The organism is Pseudomonas sp. PICF141 (assembly GCF_002286815.1).
Classification (GTDB): Bacteria; Pseudomonadota; Gammaproteobacteria; order Pseudomonadales; family Pseudomonadaceae; genus Aquipseudomonas.
The window spans coordinates 1-17,620 of the sequence record NZ_MUNM01000036.1 but is presented as its reverse complement, the minus strand read 5'-3'; the positions used below and the strand labels follow the sequence as shown (position 1 = coordinate 17,620).

The following is a 17,620-nucleotide window of genomic DNA, read 5'->3' as shown; positions in this document are numbered from 1 at the left end:
TGTACAGAAAGTTGTAGAAGAACAATCAATTTTAATGGTCGAACTGGTGAATTTTAAAAGTTTGTATCTGGTTTTTTAGCAAAAACTTACGAAATATTACGTGCATAAATTTCATGTTTATAGCGAGGACATATCCGCCAAATTCTATTAAAATCCTTCCCGTTCGCCCGGTGTCAGGGCTCTTTACCGGTGCATGGATTGCCAGGCCATTACACTGGGCGAACACCTTCTTTGGGAGGTGCTGTTTAAAAATTTCGGATATAAAAAATGGGCGACCTTGGAGTCGCCCATTTTTATTGGCTGGGTTAAAGCGGCGGCGCCGGACACCCTACCGGGGGGTTGTAATGGCGTTTGTAGCCTGAGTCATTTCAACCCGAAATTGTATCCATTATCGGAGTGCTAGACTGGAGCTGCTGCCGGTAGTTGGCTGCACGCTGAAGCACTCGGCACAAGGCCTGAAAATTTGCCGGTTTGGTCAAAATATCATTGGCACCGGCGGCCCTGAAACGTTCTATCTCGCTCGAAAAAGCACTCGCTGTGAAAGCGACGATGTAGCAAGTATCGCCCAGTGCCAGTTTGCGGATTTTATGGATGGCCTCCAGCCCATTCATGACAGGCATGTTGATATCCATAAAAATGATATCTGGAGTCGAAGTCATGCATTGATTGATCGCCTCCAAGCCATCTGACGCAAGGTCGGGCGCATAACCCAACTCTTGCAACATCGCTATGGCAACTTTCTGACTCACGGGATGGTTTTCCACCAGCAGAATATCGAGCGGGTAATCCTCGGCAAAAGATGAGTCGAAACCAACCGATGCATGATCATCCCGGATGGGTAGTTCCGAAACTGAAAAAAGCTCCATGGGGAGTGAGAAGGAGAACGTCGATCCGACGCCAGGCTGACTGGTAAAGGATAAAGTCCCCTGCTGCGCCTCGACCAGATTTTTGCAGATGGAAAGACCGAGCCCACTCCCGGTAAAGCGTTGACTGGCCGGTCCTTTAAACTGAGCAAAGGGCTTGAACAGGCTGTCTTGCCGTTCCATGGGGATACCTATGCCGGTATCGCGTATGGAGAATTCGAGTCGGGCTCGAGTGCCGTAACCGCTAGTCGTGACCATGAGCGATACCTTTCCGGCCTCGGTGAATTTAACTGCATTGCCCAGCAAGTTGATCAGTATCTGGCGCAGGCAATTGGTATCGGTTTTGACCAAGGGAGGTACGTCTGGTGAGACCAGGGCCTCAAGTACTATTGGCTTGTCCTGCATGTTTTGCCGGATCATTTCAATACTGGATGAAACCAGAGCTCTTATTTCGAAGACACGAGGCTTCAACTCAAGTTTGCCTGCTTCGATTTTTGCAAGGTCGAGAATGTTGTCGATAAGAGACAGCAGGGCTCGTCCACTTGTATTGATCGTTTTTAGCAGACTGCTTTGCTCGCGGTTCAGGGCAGATCTTGCCAGCAGCTCCGTCGCGCCGATAACACCGTACATGGGCGTGCGAATTTCATGACTCATGGTGGCCAAAAATCTGGTCTTTGAACGATCTGCGTCCTCGGCGGCATTTTTTGCCTGATTCAATACTTCTTCGTTTATTTGCATTTGCTGGAGATGAGCGCGCATGCGTATAAGGCTGAAGACGAGAAATACCAGAATGGCCAGGATGATATGGTGCAGGGAGTCTTGATTAAGTTGCTGGTAGTAATCCGCCAACGTCATCTCCGCACCCGCAATATAAATCGTACCGTCCTGCGATTTCATCGGAACGAAGACGGCGCGAAAATCTCCCCAGTGATCCGAGTAGTCGATCCAGGTGGGTTCGGTGCGTTCAAAGCTGTCGAGCAAAGCCTGACTGGCATCCGGATAGGGATCGAAAAAGCGTACGAAATTCTTCTCCTGTATCTCTTTTTTCGATGCGCTGGAGCTGACCAGATAAGCCTCGCCCGAGCGTTTGACCACACTGTAGACAAAAGCAGTACCCATGGAATCGTTGAAGCTGGAAAGCCGTTGAATGGCATTCCAGTCTTCCGCCTCGGATTTGGACTGTTTGTCGATCAGATTGTCATGGTAGCGATCGCCAAGGATGGCCGAAGCCCCCAGCGCGGCATGCAGCAGCTTGTTATTAATGTTGTCAGTGAGGATCCCTTGAGTCTCGACGTAGAGGTAGTAGATATAGCCACTGACACCTACTATGTAGACCAAGAGAAAAATCCACGTTTTCCGTTTGAGTTTGAACATAAATCACAGCCTCCATACTGTAGGGCCAAGCATAATTTGAAGGCGGGCTGAAAACCATTGTTTTGTTTTTTTGCTGTTTTCAGGTGAGGCGTTACTTGACCGAAGAGCCAGTTTTTTTGGTTCTTTTCTCACGATGTTGATTCGAATTTTTGAAATGATCAGAAATTTAAAGACAGTTTTTAACAAACTCTTGCGAATTGCTACATGCATAAGTCCGGGAGGCGGTTTTTGAAAGTTGCAGATGTAAAAATGGGCGCCCGTACCTGGGTCGCCCATTTTTATTGATGATTTAAAGTTGCGCTCGCAACCGCCGTCCGACCACATCCAGCAAATCGCAGCCATCGCGCAACGGGATGGCCAACACCCGCGCAAACTCTTGCAACAGCGCAGCATCACCACCAAGCGCTTCGCCCAGGGAAAGCGTTTCCAACAGTTGAGTGACACTGCGAATGCGATACGCCGCCGTGTCGTGCAACACGTCGACAGGCGCTTCGGTGTCGATCAGCAGGGAAGGGATCGTGCAGTCGATGCCGGTAATCGGCATGTATCGAGTCATGGCTGCACCTCCTGAGCGTCGGACGCCTCACCGGGTGGATCGAGGTTGTCCAGCGCCCGGTTTACCAACAACTCGCCCAGCACGGCCAATTGCTGAATCGATAGCGCCAGGCTGCGGTGCGAGCCTTCGAGTTCACAAGCAAGGTCAGTGGTCAGCACGTTGAGCGAGGCGAGGGTTTCGCAGGTGTGGCTTAGCAGAGTTTCGGTGTCAATGTTGGGGAGAAGGGTGAAAACGTGGCTGATGGGGTCGGGATTTTTTGGATCGCGGAGTCGGGCACTGATGGTGCGTTGGGTTGCTTGGCTGAGTTGATTGGGGTCGAAGAAGTCGGGTGGAAATTTTTTCATCGTGAAGCTCCTGAAACAATGGAGCCGCAAAGCGGCATTTGCATGCCTTGATCGTGTTCGGCCTGTCAAAACCGGTCGCTGAGGTTACAGCGGCTGGGGGAGGTTATCTGGGGAGGAAGGGGTGTACAAGTTCATTGGGAGCGACGGGTTTTGTGGGAAATGTCCGATGCTTTTGTCAGCCGTCCCGAGGGGCAGAAAAATTGAGTCAGATTTGGTCTTAAGTGAACTCGGGTTTTTTATCGCTCATGTAAACTGAGGGTCCACAAAGTAGTGGATATTTCGTTGTGAATTCAATTATCGAGCTGTTGTTCGAAGCGTGAATCGTGAAGAGATTTTCGCTCTGAGTGATTCTTATGCTAAGTTTTTCTTTTGTAGGTATATTTTTTATCATCAGGTTGCTGATTTCGCTGCAGTTTAAACCGATGCGACATGTATTGAATTCAGCCTTTCTCCATTTTGCGGGAGGAGCGTCAGGGAGCTCTTCGATGTCAAATTCCAGTATTATCGTTGGTCTCTTGTTTTCGATGTTTATTGTGAAAAATTCAATGAGACCAATTGCTACGGGGGGTTTGAAAATCTGGTTAAAAAAAATGCTGCCATCGATATCGTTCCAGAACTTCATTTTTGCTCCTTGTGGCCAAACTTAGTGGGCAGATTTGTTTTTATGAATGCGTAAAAATAGATCCATTCTCTTTTTTTGTTGTGTTTTTTTTTGATTTTTGGTTAAGGCTTCCAGAAATCAATATTCTTCATGTGTCTTTCTATGTCGTCCATATCGTCTTTGCCAAGTGTGTTGTCAAAGCTCTCGCTTAGTATTCGTCGTACCTTGGCGAGTTTTTGTGTGATTTTTTCGTTGTCTATAAAGTCGGTTGTCGCACGTTGGTAGTCTGCAATAGGTTTGTCACTATAATAGCTACCCATTTTATGTAGAGATATTAATATGAACTCTATCTCTGCTAGTGCATCGAGTGCGACTCTCCGTGGATTATGATTTTTTTGTTTGTGTCTAGCATTTGTCATTTTTCCAGTTTGTTTAAAGTATTGGAAATTGCTTTGTTTAATTCTGTCCAGCTGTTTGCTTTTTCGCTAAAAATCGGGTGCTCCCAGTCATGGGCTTTAATTAAAGAAATTCTAAATGTGCCGTTTTCACAAAACTCAGGGTGCCAGCCTATGTCAATAAGCTGATCATGAGGGAAGGCGGCTTGGAATAGATCCTCCTTTAAGTCATCAACGATCATAGAAGTATCAGCAAGCTGATTGAGGTGGGATATATCATCAAATGATATTGTTCCGCCAAGCTCAATTATTTTTTTAGTGTCCATTCAATTTCTCTTCGTCTTTGCTCAAGGTGGCAAAGTTGTTTCATGAGCGAGTAGAAAATAAATCTGTCCTGCCTTCGTCTTCATAGGACTATTTTAAGTAAGAAAACTTTGGATTGAAGATCGTCTGGCCTTTGCACGGAGCTAGCTCGCTAACCTCAAGTTTAGATTCCGATCGCAGATGATCTAGGGCTTCTTGTGGAGTAAAAAGATTCTTGGATTCTTCCTTTAAATATTCTTCCATGGTTATTTTTTGAGTCGTAGATTTCGCTTGAGTATGTTTTATATTTTTCTTCATGCTTTTGTATTGCAATCGAAAGCCAAAGGACGTCATTTTCAGCATCTAGCTTTCCTCGGCCCCCCACCTGTTTGCCGGCCTCTATCCAGCTGATAATTTTTTCATCCGTATTCATGTTGCCTTCCGAGTACTGATGACGATTTTGGGGGGCATGAGTGCGTAGAAAATAAATATATCCCCTTTTCTTTTCTTTCTCTTTTCTTTCTCTTTTCTTTCTCTTCTTTTTTTCGATTCGCCTTTCAGGCTAGCGGATAGTCACATGCCCAAGGTGGAGTGAATAGCTCTGGATCGATGTTGTTCTCTTGAAGGTAGTCATTTATCTCTTCTTCGGTTTCTAACGTTTGACACTTGATAATGGTAGTGTCACTGCTTCCAATGCTATCTCTTGTTTCAATTATTAACTTAGGTATTGTGAAGTCTATTGCTTCATATTTTGAATTTTTTGCGTCTTCCAAGAACTTATAATAGAGTTCTCCTGGGTATCTGTTTGTAAAATTCAAATGGTATACCGCGTATATAGCAATCCATCTGCGTAAGGAGTCGTCGTTTGTAGTGAGTTCTTGCGCGATTTCTGTATACGATTTCGCTTCCAGACCCCACCAGACTTTTCTTGGAATTATTTTTGGATTGCTCATTTTTGACCTTTAAATGGATTTGGCCAGTAGATTCGAATTGCTTCACCTTTGACAGGGTGTAGTTGTAAGTGTGGGCGATCACCATGAGGATCATTGGGGTCGTGGTTTGCCATGGTGACTTTCCTTGCAAAAAAGGGGACACCCATTAGCCGGTCTCAAGTCAAGGTTAATGGGTGTCTCCTTTCTCAATGTTGGCGGTGCTAGTCCGTGAATTCTAAGTGAGATTGTCAGCGCCCCAATAAAATTTAAAAAAACCTGAATTTTAAAGGGCGAAAATCTAAATGTGAGGTTAATTGGACTTTTTTGATTGTGTAAAAAAATATAAGTTAGAGGTGGAATTGTCTATTTTTTTAACCATATTTTCTTGGATGTATTGGTTTAACTCTGATTCAACTGTAGCGAGGTTTGTGTATTTTGCATGTTTCTCTGGGAATTCGCATGCATAGTTATACAAGCGCCATGCGTCGAATCCATCGGTTCTTCCATTTGGCCCGAAATCGAAATCCACACAGTACTCCGGGTATTCGATCATGCATCCGTTCCCATGTAATTGATAGCTTACACCCTTAAAAATCTCTCCTCTTTGAGCTATTTTATTGTCATGCCATAATTGGTGTAGTGATCTCGAGCCGAATTTGTCTTCAAGCAACTGTAGTGAGGTTTCTACAGCGCCTAAAAAATCAAAAATTAATAATTTCAGATTTTTGTTAATCATCTTCTCAGCCAAAAGGGGAGCAGCCAAAAGGAACAGATTTATTTTCATGAGTGCGTAGAAAATAGATCTGTCGCCTTTCTTGTTATTTTTTTTTTTTTGGTTGCTAAGTTACTCTGAGTCCATAAGTGTTTTGTATTTCGCAAATGTGGTGATAGCTTGCTCGTCGCCATCAATTAAGTTTTCATAAAAGCTAATGTTTGTGGCCCATTCTTGGAATATAAGCGAGCTTTTGTATTTGTTGTTTTCTTGGGTTCGAAAGCTAAGTTTCCAATGAGAGGAAAGTCGCTCATCAATAATATCAAAGACATCAGCTGCATATGGTTTTGGATACTCATCATCTTCTTCTGCGCATATATAGAACCAAGGGCAGTTGTCTCGAAACTCGATGCCGTAAACCGTGTATTCCATTCCCAGTTGCAAGTCTAGCTCGCCGTCAGGCATGAATATGTAACGCTTTAAACGCATGACGGTTTCTGGTGCTGATATGTCATTCAGATTGTTGATTTTGCATACGACTTTCATTTGTCGATGGCTCCGGGTGGCACTGATGGGTCATTACCCCAAGGTTTTATATCATCGGTGCTGTGTTTTTTGAATTTGAAATCCATGAGCTCTCCGGTCTGCGGATTGCGTACATAATGTACTACGGAGTCATTTCCGTTCTTCGATTTTATCTTGAGCTCAATTTTATCCATTCCTTTAAAGGCAGGATCATTGAGGTTTTCGATAATAACGACGCCTCGACCTTCTTTAGCTGCCTGTAATGTCATCTGATCTTGAATGCTTTTAGGTTCCCGACTCCACTTGTCCGGTTTTGGAGGGGCTGGAGGGGGAGGAGATCCTTCATTTACGGTCGCTTTAACTGGTGGATCTTCCAGTCTGATTTCCGGCTTGCTACCACCCGCTCCAGGACAGCTTGTCAACCCCATCGGATCCACCCACCCCGTAGGGTTAGGCACGTATTGGTAGTTGTTCAACCCACCCGCCAGCTTAATCGGATCCGGCGTCAGAAACCGTCCAGTCCCCGGATTGTAGTAGCGATGCCGGTTGTAATGTAAGCCCGTTTCCGCGTCGAAGTACTGACCCTGAAAGCGCAGCGGGTTGTCGATTTCGGCGACGTCCAGCGCAGCGAGATTGCCGTAGGCGCGGTACTTGGCCGACCACATGATTTCGCCGCTGTAATCGGTGAGTTCCTGCGGGGTGCCGAGGTGGTCGAGTTGGTAGTAGAACGGCGCGGCCTTCAGCGGGCCTTCGCCGTCGAGCATGGCCAATGGGCGGAAAGTCCCCGGCTCGTAGATGTAGCTGCGATAGCGATTGTCGGCGCTCTCGGCGATGAGGCGTTCGCCTTGCCAGAGGAATTCGGTGGTATGGCCATCGACGGTCTTTTCGATGCGTCGACCGAAGGCGTCGTACTTGTAGGACGCGACGCTGCCGCCCGGCAGGCTTACGCCGATCAGGCGATGTTGGCAGTCGTAACGGTACTCGGTAACGAGTTTCTGTCCGGCGCCTCGGCGTTCGCGGATCAGGTTGCCGTAGGCGTCGTAGTCGTAATGACGGTCGCCCTGCATCAGCAGGCGGTTGCCTTTGACGTTGGCCAGGTTCGCGGTCGGCTCGTTGTTTTGGCCGAGGAGGTTGCCCGCCGGGTCGTGGGCGAAGCTTTCCGGCGAGGTGCCACGGACGTTGATCAGGCGGTCAAGCGGATCATAGTGATAGCTGCGGTTGCCTTTGCGGCTGTCGTCGATGCCCGCGAGGTTGCCATTGGCATCGTAGGCGTAGCGACGGTGGAACAGATTTTTTTCGCGCTGGCTGACGCTATGGGCTTGCAACCGACCCTGTTCGTCGTACTGGTATTGGCTGAGCAGCAGGCCTTGTTGGCGCTGTTGTTCGCGACCGGCGTTGAACTGGTGGCTGGTCAGGCGCGAGCCGTTGAGGTCGATGCTGCTCAGCTGGCCGCCAGGCTGGTGGCGGTAATCGAGCTTGCTGCCGTCCGGCAGGCGGCAGTGTTTCAGTTGGCTGACGCTGTCGTACTCGTAACGCAGCGTGCCCCAGCCCTGGTGTTCGGTGATCAGGCGATCTTGCAGATCGTATTCGTAGGCGAGGGGCCAGTGGCTGTCGTCGACGTTGACAAGGCGCCCGAGGGCGTCATAGCTGTAGTGAATTTCTTCACCGTCAGCCAGGGTTTTCACCAGCAGACGGCCAGCAGCGTCGCGCTGGTATTCGGTGATCAGCTCGCTGCCATCGTCGCCGAATTCGGTTTTCTTCAGCAGTTGGCCATTGAGATCGTACTCATAGGCGGTACGGCGACCGTCGAAACCGGTTTCCTGCTGGATCAGGCCGTTCGGGTAATAGTCGAGGTGGTAGTGCTCGCCACGTTCGTTTTCGATATCGGTGAGCAGCAGGCGCGAGTTGTCGTAGCGGTAGCGCAGCTGGCTGCCGTCGGGGTTGATGCGGCGGCTGACCAAGTGCAGGCCATCGGCGTATTCGTAGCGGGTGATGCGCCCGAGTTCATCCCGTTCGGCGGTGACGCGACCATACGGGTTATAGGTGAAGGCACGGGTGGCGCCGCCGGGGAGGGTGATTTGTGTCAGACGATCAACGGCGTCCCATTGGTAATGAGTGATGGCACCGGTTTCATCCTGACGTGTGATTTGCCTACCTAGCGCGTCGTAACGGTACTTGCGTTGGCTGCCGTCGGGCAGGCGTTCTTCCAACAGTTGACCAAGATTGTTCCAACCCAGTTGATGACGACTGCCATCGGGGTGACGAATCTCCAGCAGGCGACCCTGACGGTCGTAGTTATAGTGAGTTTCGTTGCCGTGGGGATCGGTTTGTTGGGTGATATCGCCCTGGCGGTTGCGCTCGTACTTCCAGCGCGCTTTACCTCGCTGGACATCAATGAGTTGACCATTGAAGTAGTTGTAACGGGTCGGTTCGTCTTCTGGCGGGATTACGGCCATCAAGCGCCCGGCATCGCTGTACTGATACTCGGTGATGGCGCCCATCGGGTCTTTTACTGCGACCAGACGTCCCTGATCATCATAGGCTTTCTGCGTTTCCCCACCATCGGGAGCGGTCTCGCTGATCAAACGCGCATTTTCGTCATGCACATAGACTTGTTCACTGCCGTCGGCGTTGTAAACAGTCACCGAACCTTTGTCATCCCACTCGTAACGGGCTTCCAGTTGCGAGTAGCTGGCCCAGTGGCGGACGCAACGGGAGAGTTTGCCTTCGCGCTCCCATTCCCAGAAGAAGCTGGCGCCCCCGGCCAGTTGCCGTTCCAGAATGACATGCTGATCGTTGTAGCGGTAATACTCGGTTTCACCTGCTGCATTGGTCGAGGATACGAGCTGATTACGCGTGTTGTAGCGGTAGGAGACCAAGGTCTGAATGGTTAGCCATGGATCCTGGCGTTCACCGCGGTCGTTGTACTCGGAGCGTTGTTGCTGATGATCCACCGCGGCGATATGACGGTCGTCGTAACGCAACAGCAAGGCGCGACCTGCACCGTTGTCGATGCGTTGAATGCGGCCGACCAGGTCATAGCTGATGTGTATCCGGTTGTCATAGGCATCGCTGATGGTGATCAGACGCCCGGCATGGAAATGGTAGAAGCGTGCCTTTGGCCCGGCTTGGGTGAGGATTAGTTCGCCAGGTGCATTGCCCAAGTAAATCGCGGCTTGGGCAAGGCTGTTGGTGATGGCCGGGCGTTGTTCCGTTGGCACCGGGAATAGATGCCTGCCAAAGCGGCAGGAAACTGGTGCTCCATTCAGTCTGCAACCAGCCGCTCAAATCGCCGATCACGCCCTGATAGGAGTTGAACAGGCTGTCGATCTGCGCGCGAGTAGGATTCGGGAAGAACGTGATTTTGTATTGCTGATTGGGCGTGAGGCCGGTGACTTCCAGAATCCCGGTCGAGTCGATTGTCTTGTTGATCTCCGGTCCGGCTTCGTTCTTGCCAGTGAACCGGCCATCCACCACAGGCACCAGACGGACCGGCGTATTGCCGATGGGGACAAATCGCGCAGACTCGAAGCTATGCACAAGCGTGAGTTTGCCGTTGGCCGGGCAGTTGGCATAAAGGGTGTTTTCCTTTTTGCTGTCCTTGTCCTGAGTACCCACCTCATCACCAACCTTGAATTGCTGTTCCGCGTCCAGCACACCGCCGTACCAGGCCTCGGCATGCTCACGGTAATCCTTCAGACACTTTTTGAAGTCACTGACGATGACCTGAGCATCTGGTTGTTTCGCTGTCAGGTTCCCAACGATCTCACCCATCAAAATGCTCATACAGCCACCTCATTTTCCAGATGGGCCTTCAACAGCCCGGTGAAATTTTCTTCCGTGAGCGGCGTGCGTTTTACGAAGCGCGCCACTTTTGTTCGCAGGTTGGATTCGGGGAACGAAAAGTAAAGCTCGGCATGATCCTCCTTCAACCACTGCATCATGTTGCCGACTACGGTCGACGGGTTTTGCTTGGTCAGGCCATCAAGCAACGCCTTCGGCACCTCCCACCAAGGCCAATCCTTCGCTGGCGGCACCACCCTCGGTCCCACCTCCAGGCTCTTGCCATTAATCAAATACCGATCAAACACCGGCAGCACCTCCCCGGCGGCATCGCCGAGGCCTTTCAGAATCGGGTAGATATGCCGCCCATCCCAAAACCGGAAGAACACCTCGGTCCCATCCGGCATCCGCACTTGAGTCAGGCTGCGTAGGTGTTCGAACACCACGTTCGATTCGCTGCGGGAAACGGCCAGCCACCCCCAATCAAGGGCATCCGTTTCGGCAATCCATGACAGGAAGCTTGAGTTGGGTTTCAATTCGGTGAGGTAGGGCATCACCGGCTGCCAAGCCGCGTAGGGTGTGCCGCCCCAGATCGGGATCGCCTGGGTTGTGGGTTCATTTTGGTAAAGCGTCTTGAGCGCTTCGGCATCGCTGGCGGCGCTGACGATCAGGTAGAGGCGTTCACCCGGTAGCAGCGGAGATTTGGATAGCTAGACCTGTGGATTGATATCTTCAGATGTCACAACAGCCGTCCTTGATGAGTGAATCTAAAAACTCATATCCGCTTCAATATTTTCTTCGTAAGTCGAGAGCAACTTCACAATTCTTTCGTTTCCAGAGTATTTCTCTTTCAACTGCTTCAGTTTTTGATCTGTGCCCTTGCAGTATTTATTGATATCGCTGATGACACGGCTGAGGTTGTCCGGGTCGGCGGGGTCCGGCTCAGGAATATCTCCGCGCAAAGAATCACAGTTGTCTCTGCTTTTTATGTAGTCGGAGGCGTCGCCAGACCCTGTGCCGTTGCTTTCGGCTGCACAAGAAAGCAGCGGGACAGCCAGCGCGATAAGCAAGAAATAACGTGGAGGGCTGTACATATATTGTCCCTTCTCTATGTAGTCTCGTCTCGTCCTAGCTGATATTTCTTTTTGGAGACCAAAAGAGGCGGATTTATTTTCATGCGCATAGAAAATCAATTTGCCTCTTTTGTACTAACTAGTGATGGCTGGTTTTTTGTTTGCTAAACGCTTAAAAGCCAAGACTCACATTGTTTCAGTTTTTCATTGTCGCTCATTGTGTGAGATATTTTTTTGTCTATTTCTTTGAATTTATTTGGTTCGTTTTCTTTGTAAAATATCAGCCAGCTGTCTCTGCCGTCATGTTCTATCATGTATTTTTGTTCATTTTTTTTTATGTTTAATGACCAAGACGAAAAGAAGTCTGGATGATCCGTAAATACTGTTACCGTAAAGCCACAGCGACTTGTCATGTCATATAGATCGGATTGTTTCATTTGTGGCCTCCTAAATGTGAATTAGAAAAATTACTGAATTTTTTCAAAGTTTCCTTTAGCACTGCTAAAGACTTGAGTTCCGCCCCCTGATGACGGTTGCGTCATCCCTTTCACAGACCAAGTATCATCTATTGGTTTGGCTGTGGATTTCAATACGGGCGTTTTTTGGGTGGTTCGATAAATTCCTTGCAACTTGAGCTCGACTGTGCCGGCTGCGCGATTATCTCCGAGTGGACCAATACCTAGCTCTGATGGGGTTGTAGCGGGGTTCAGAGAATAGTAGTTGCCTTGTGGAGCACCGGGCGATTGGAATTGATAAACGGTTTTTCCTCGGTTTAAAGTCTCTACATTTACCGGTTGATTAAAATCTATGCCGTTTAAATGGCCTGGAATGCTAGCCTCTTCAAAGCCTTGCGTTCGATAAAATTCCGTAGCGGTCTCTTTTCTTCCACGGGCATTGATATCGTTATTGATATCCCCTGTTCGGCCATATTTTTTATTCAGCTCAACTCGTCTGTCATCTGGGCAATCACTTGGAACGCAGCTCAACCCCAACGGATCCACCCATCCTGTAGGGTTAGGCACGTACTGGTAGTTGTTCAACCCACCCGCAAGCTTAATCGGATCCGGCGTCAGATACCGTCCAGTGCCCGGATTGTAGTAGCGATGCCGGTTGTAGTGTAAGCCCGTCTCAGCATCGAAGTATTGGCCCTGGAAACGCAACGGGTTGTTGATTTCTACGATGTCGAGAGTAGCGAGATTGCCGTAGGCGCGGTATTTCGCCGACCACATGATCTCACCGCTGTAGTCGGTGAGTTCCTGTGGCGTGCCGAGATGATCAAGTTGGTAGTAGAACGGCGTGGCTTCAAGTGGGCCTTCGCCATCGAGCATGGCCAGCGGGCGGAAGCTGCCGGGTTCGTAGATGTAACTGCGATAGCGGTTGTCGGCGCTTTCAGCGATGAGGCGTTCGCCTTGCCACAGGAATTCTGTGGTTTGGCCGTCTACGGTCTTGGCGATGCGTCGGCCGAAGGCGTCGTATCTGTAGCTTGCGATGCTGCCGCCGGGCAGGCTGACGCCGATCAGGCGGTGTTGGCAGTCGTAGTGGTACTCGGTGACGAGTTTCTGCCCGGTACCACGGCGTTCGCGGATCAGGTTGCCGTGGGCGTCGTAGTCGTAGTGGCGGTCGCCTTGCATCAGCAGGCGGTTGCCTTTGACGTTGGCCAGGTTCGCGGTTGGCTGGTCGCCTTGGTCGAGGAGGTTGCCCGCCGGGTCGTGGGCGAAGCTTTCCGGGGTGGTGCCACGGACGTTGATCAGACGGTCAAGCGGATCGTAATGATAGCTGCGGTTGCCTTTGCGGCTGTCGTCGATGCCAGCAAGGTTGCCGTTGGCATCGTAGGCGTAGCGGCGACGGAACAGGTTGCGCTCCTGCTGGCTGACGGTGTGGGCTTGCAGTCGGCCTTGTTCGTCGTACTGGTATTGGCTGAGCAGCAGTCCTTGTTGGCGCTGCTGTTCGCGGCCAGCGCTGAACTGGTGGGTGGTCAGGCGCGAGCCGTTGAGGTCGATGCTGCTCAGGCGACCGCCGGGTTGGTGGCGGTAGTCGAGTGTGCTGCCGTCGGGGAGGCGGCAATGGCTCAACTGGCCTAGGTTGTCGTACTCATAACGCAGGGTGCCCCAGCCCTGGTGTTCGGTGATGAGGCGGTCTTGCAGATCGTATTCGTACGCCAGCGGCCAATGGCCGTCGTCGACGTTTACGAGGCGACCGAGGGCATCGTAGCTGTAGTGAACTTCTTCACCGTCGGCCAGGGTTTTCACCAGCAGGCGGCCAGCGGCGTCGCGCTGGTATTCGGTGACCAACTCATTGCCGTCTTCACCGAATTCGGTTTTCTTCAGCAGTTGGCCGTTGAGATCGTACTCGTAAGCGGTACGGCGACCGTCGAAGCCGGTTTCCTGCTGGATCAGGCCGTTGGGGTAGTAATCGAGGTGGTAGTGTTCACCACGTTCGTTCTCGATCTCAGTGAGCAGCAAGCGTGAGTTGTCGTAGCGGTAGCGAAGCTGACTGCCATCCGGGTTGAGGCGACGGCTGACCAGGTGCAGGCCATCGGCGTATTCGTAGCGGGTGACGCGGCCCAGTTCATCGCGCTCAGCGGTGACTTTACCGTAAGCGTTATAGGTGAAGGCGCGGGTTGCACCGCCGGGCAGGGTGATTCGCGCGAGACGGTTGGCGGCGTCCCATTGGTAGTGGGTGATGGCGCCGGTTTCGTCCTGACGAGTGATCTGCCGACCCAAGGCGTCGTAACGGTACTTGCGTTGGCCGCCGTCCGGTAGCTGTTCTTCGAGCAGTTGGCCGAGGTTGTTCCAGCCCAGTTGATGGCGGCTGCCATCCGGGTGACGGATCTCCAGCAGGCGGCCCTGGGGGTTGTAGCTGTAGTGGGTCGAGTTGCCGTCTGGATCGACTTGTTCGGTGATGTCGCCCTGATCGTTGCGCCAGTATGTCCACTTTGCCGGGCCACGGTTCACCACACGGACAAACCCACGGTAGTACTCGTAAGTGGTGGGAGCATCTTCCGGCGGAATCACCGCAACCATTCGGCCGGCTTCGTTGTACTGGTATTCGGTGACCGCGCCGAGTGGGTCTTTTTCGGCGATCAGGCGGCCCTTTTCGTCATAGGCCTTCAGGTGTTCGGCACCGTCCGGATCGACTTTGGCGACCAGTCGAGCCTGATCGTCGTGGGTGTAGATCTCTTCGCTGCCGTCGGCGTTAGTAACCGTGACGCTGCCCTTGTCATCCCAGGTGTAGTGGGCATCCATCTGCGAGAAGCTTGCCCAGTGATGGATGCAACGTGCCGACTTGCCTTCTTTTTCCCATTCCCAGTAGAAGCTGGCACCACCAGCCAGTTGCCGCTCGAGAATGACGTTTTGGTCGTTATAGGCATAACGCTCGGCTTCACCGGCGGCGTTTTTGGCTTCGATCAGGCGGTGCTGGGCGTCATAGATGTAGGTGACCAGGGTCTGGACGGTGCTCCAGGCATCTTCCAGGTTGTCCGCCGGGCTGAACTGCTGATAGTCGATGGCAACGATGTGTTTGCGGTCGTAGCGTACAAGGAGGGCAAGACCGGCACCGTTATCGACACGTTTGATTCTTCCGTGAATGTCACGGGTGATGTGCAGGCGGTTGTCGTAGTTGTCGCTGATGGCGATCAGCGTCGCGCCTTTGCTGTTGTAGCGGAAGTGGTAGAACTGCTTGCGTTCGCCAGCTTGGGTGAGGATCAACTCGGAGGGATCCTCACCAAGGAAAATCGCCGCTTCCGACAGGCTGTTGGTGATCACCGGGCGCTGCACACTGGGCAACGGGAACGTCGTGACGCGGTTTTCGTGGTCGGTCCAGATCACCTCATCGCCGTTGATATCGACGCGTTGCGCCAGGGCATGGCTCCAGCCGTAGCCGAGGCCGCAATCGATTTCTGCGGCGCTGGTGCGATAGAGACGTGTCCAGCTGAAGGGCAGCAAACCGCCGAGTTCGCCGTCGGTCAGGGTCAGCAGCTCTTCGCCGGTGACCATCGATACCGGGCAACCATTGGTGCAGGTTTTCTTGGCGCAGGTGGCACTTTTGTCATCAGGCGTTTTCGACTGAGTAGAAGCGTCGTCGACCTTTTCTTTTGGTGCGAGGGTGGTCTGTTTTTCTTTTTTGCCACGCGGAAACGAAGAAGCATCTTTCACTTCCTGCTTCGGTGTATCCGTAGTTTTCGGCACCTGACTTTTAGAACCGTTGGCGGCGGCCTCGTCGATTTTTAGCGATGCCGTTTTGGCCGGCTTCATCGGCACGTTATTGGCACTGGCAATCAACGGCTTCGACACTTCGGCGTGCGCTGGCAGGCTGTGCTTGCCGCTCAGGGTCATCAGTTTCGCGGCCAGCTCTTCAAGGTACTTGATCGCCGTACCGGATTTGACCGTGGACAGGGCTTTGGTCCCCACCCGTACCGCAATTCCGGCACCACCAGTTAGGCAAATACCCAGCACCACGTTGATCAGGAACTCCGACGCAATGGCCGTCACCACGTCGACGATGACTTGCGTCGGCAGCATGCCGACCCACGCCACTATCGCTGAGATGTAGATGAACATCAGCGGTTCGTCACTGAGGATCAACAGACCCGAAGCAATGGATTCCTTCGACGCGGCATAGAGTTTGTCTATCTCGACATCCGACAGGTATTTGCGGAGTTTTTCGAGGTTTTCCTTCGGGGGCGCGAGCAGTTCGAACAGGCTTTTGATGTCGTCCCAAAGCCTGAGCAGTGCCTTCTCCAAGCCATCCATTGCTCGTTTCAACAGAATGACAGAGCGGCCCGCGCGGTCAGCAGCCGAGTAACTGGCCCACTGAGGCTGGAACTTACTCGACCATTCACTTTGCAACCAGCCGTTCAGATTGCCGATCACACCTTGGTAGGAATCGTAGAGTGCTTTGACATTGCTCTGGGATACGTTCGGGAAAAAGGTGATGCGGTACATCTGGCCTTTCTTGCAGCCGTCGATCACCTTGATGCCGCTCGGGCCTATCGTTGTTTCAATAACGGGCCCGGTGACGTCGTCGTAGAAAGTACCTTTGGTGACCGGCTCCAGTTTCACTGGCGTGTTGCCGATCGGTACGAAGCGCGCTGACTCGAACATGTGAATCAGCGTGAAATCGCCCACCAGAGGGCAGGTCGCGTAGGTCTCGACCTTCCCGGTTTTGGTTTTGCGTTTGGTCACGCTGACTTCATTGCCGACTTTGAAGGTCTGGTCGACATCCAATGCCCAGCCGGTCAAAAAGCCGTCCGCCCAGTCCTTGTAATCGCTCAGGCAATTTTTGAAGTCTTTGAAAATCAGGTTCACGTCAGGGGTTTTGGCGTCCAGCACGCGCAGGACCAAGGTACCAATCGGGGTATTCATGACGTGACTTCCTTTGTCAGCTGAGCAGCAAGACGCTCTGCCAAATCTTCTGTATTGGGTTGTTGGCGCACGAAGCGCTCGACCTTATGGCGCAAGTTACTTTCGGGGAAGGCGAAGAACAGTTCCGGGCAGTCCTCTCCCAGCCACTGCATCAGGTTGTCGACGACGGTGGTGTGGTCTTTTTCCGCCAGTGTGTCGAGCAACTTCTGCGGCACCTCCCACCATGGCCATTCCTTCGCTGGCGGCACGGCCCTCGGCCCCACTTTCAGGCTCTGGCCATTGATCAGGTAGCGGTCAAACACCGGCAATACCTCACCCGCGCCTGCACCCAACCCTTCAAGAATCGGATAGATATGCCGCCCGTCCCAGAACCGGAAAAACACTTCGGTTCCATCGGGCATGCGCACTTGAGTCAGGCTGCGAAGGTGCTCGAACACCATGTCCGGCGTACTGGTGGACACTGCCAACCAACCCCAGTCCTGAGCATCGGTTTCGGCGATCCACTGCAGAAAACCGGCATTGGGTTTCAACTCGGCGAGGTAGGGCATCACGGGTTGCCAGTCGGCGTAAGGCGTGCCGCTCCAGATGGGGATCAGTTCTGGCGCCATTTGTTGCTGGTAGAAGGCCTTCAGTGGCTCGGCATCGCTGGCCGCGCTGACGATCAAGTACAAACGCTCGCCCGTCTGCAACGGCCGTTCGGTGGGTGCCTGACTGTTATCAAGGAGCGTGCCAGAAATGATTAAGGCTATATAAATCAGTTGGTTGAGGTGGTTTTTCCAACGCCGGAGAGGTTTTT

General features: G+C 51.9%; 14 protein-coding genes and 1 pseudogene. All 15 read right to left on the bottom strand.

Going from position 1 to position 17,620, the window contains the following annotated elements:
- Positions 1–368: 368 nt before the first annotated feature.
- Positions 369–2,237, bottom strand: a complete 1,869-nt coding sequence (locus BZL43_RS07775) for an ATP-binding protein (RefSeq protein WP_095631762.1) — start codon at positions 2,235–2,237, stop codon at positions 369–371.
- Positions 2,238–2,526: 289 nt separating this feature from the next.
- A complete protein-coding gene (locus tag BZL43_RS07770) occupies positions 2,527–2,793 on the bottom strand; it encodes a hypothetical protein (protein ID WP_052965201.1) in 267 nt (88 codons plus the stop codon).
- Positions 2,790–3,137, bottom strand: coding sequence for a DUF6124 family protein (locus tag BZL43_RS07765; protein WP_095631761.1), 348 nt, complete (start codon positions 3,135–3,137; stop codon positions 2,790–2,792). Before BZL43_RS07765 ends, BZL43_RS07770 begins: the two co-directional genes overlap by 4 nt.
- Before the next feature lie 217 nt (positions 3,138–3,354).
- Entirely contained in the window at positions 3,355–3,759 is a 405-nt protein-coding gene (locus tag BZL43_RS07760) for an Imm50 family immunity protein (RefSeq protein ID WP_095631760.1), read from the bottom strand.
- Between the two features lie 394 nt (positions 3,760–4,153).
- Positions 4,154–4,459 carry a hypothetical protein gene (locus BZL43_RS07750; RefSeq protein ID WP_095631759.1) on the bottom strand — a complete coding sequence of 102 codons (306 nt, stop codon included), beginning with the start codon at positions 4,457–4,459 and terminating at the stop codon, positions 4,154–4,156.
- 161 nt (positions 4,460–4,620) lie between these two features.
- The gene (locus BZL43_RS07745) at positions 4,621–4,869 is read right to left on the bottom strand and encodes a hypothetical protein (RefSeq protein WP_143517839.1); all 249 of its coding nucleotides are present in this window, start codon (positions 4,867–4,869) and stop codon (positions 4,621–4,623) included.
- Between the two features lie 124 nt (positions 4,870–4,993).
- Positions 4,994–5,389 carry a hypothetical protein gene (locus tag BZL43_RS07740; RefSeq protein ID WP_095631757.1) on the bottom strand — a complete coding sequence of 132 codons (396 nt, stop codon included), beginning with the start codon at positions 5,387–5,389 and terminating at the stop codon, positions 4,994–4,996.
- A 289-nt stretch (positions 5,390–5,678) separates the two neighbouring features.
- The gene (locus tag BZL43_RS28775; RefSeq protein ID WP_033036432.1) at positions 5,679–6,104 is read right to left on the bottom strand and encodes a hypothetical protein; all 426 of its coding nucleotides are present in this window, start codon (positions 6,102–6,104) and stop codon (positions 5,679–5,681) included.
- A gap of 108 nt (positions 6,105–6,212) precedes the next feature.
- Positions 6,213–6,626 (bottom strand): hypothetical protein, encoded by a 414-nt coding sequence (locus tag BZL43_RS07730; protein ID WP_007900671.1) that lies wholly within the window; start codon positions 6,624–6,626, stop codon positions 6,213–6,215.
- A gap of 383 nt (positions 6,627–7,009) precedes the next feature.
- A pseudogene (locus BZL43_RS07725) lies at positions 7,010–10,391 on the bottom strand (RHS repeat-associated core domain-containing protein); the annotation flags it as partial.
- A complete protein-coding gene (locus BZL43_RS07720) occupies positions 10,388–11,083 on the bottom strand; it encodes a DUF4123 domain-containing protein (RefSeq protein WP_221217012.1) in 696 nt (231 codons plus the stop codon). The pseudogene BZL43_RS07725 and the gene BZL43_RS07720, both read right to left, overlap by 4 nt.
- 72 nt (positions 11,084–11,155) lie before the next feature.
- Entirely contained in the window at positions 11,156–11,581 is a 426-nt protein-coding gene (locus tag BZL43_RS07715) for a hypothetical protein (RefSeq protein ID WP_256582816.1), read from the bottom strand.
- Between the two features lie 44 nt (positions 11,582–11,625).
- Positions 11,626–11,898: a hypothetical protein gene (locus tag BZL43_RS07710; RefSeq protein WP_095631756.1), complete on the bottom strand. Its 273-nt coding sequence runs from the start codon at positions 11,896–11,898 to the stop codon at positions 11,626–11,628.
- Between the two features lie 30 nt (positions 11,899–11,928).
- On the bottom strand, positions 11,929–16,824 hold the full coding sequence (locus BZL43_RS07705) for a polymorphic toxin type 46 domain-containing protein (protein WP_095631755.1): 4,896 nt from the start codon (positions 16,822–16,824) through the stop codon (positions 11,929–11,931).
- Positions 16,821–17,561, bottom strand: coding sequence for a DUF4123 domain-containing protein (locus BZL43_RS07700; protein WP_095631800.1), 741 nt, complete (start codon positions 17,559–17,561; stop codon positions 16,821–16,823). Before BZL43_RS07700 ends, BZL43_RS07705 begins: the two co-directional genes overlap by 4 nt.
- Between the last annotated feature and the right edge of the window lie 59 nt (positions 17,562–17,620).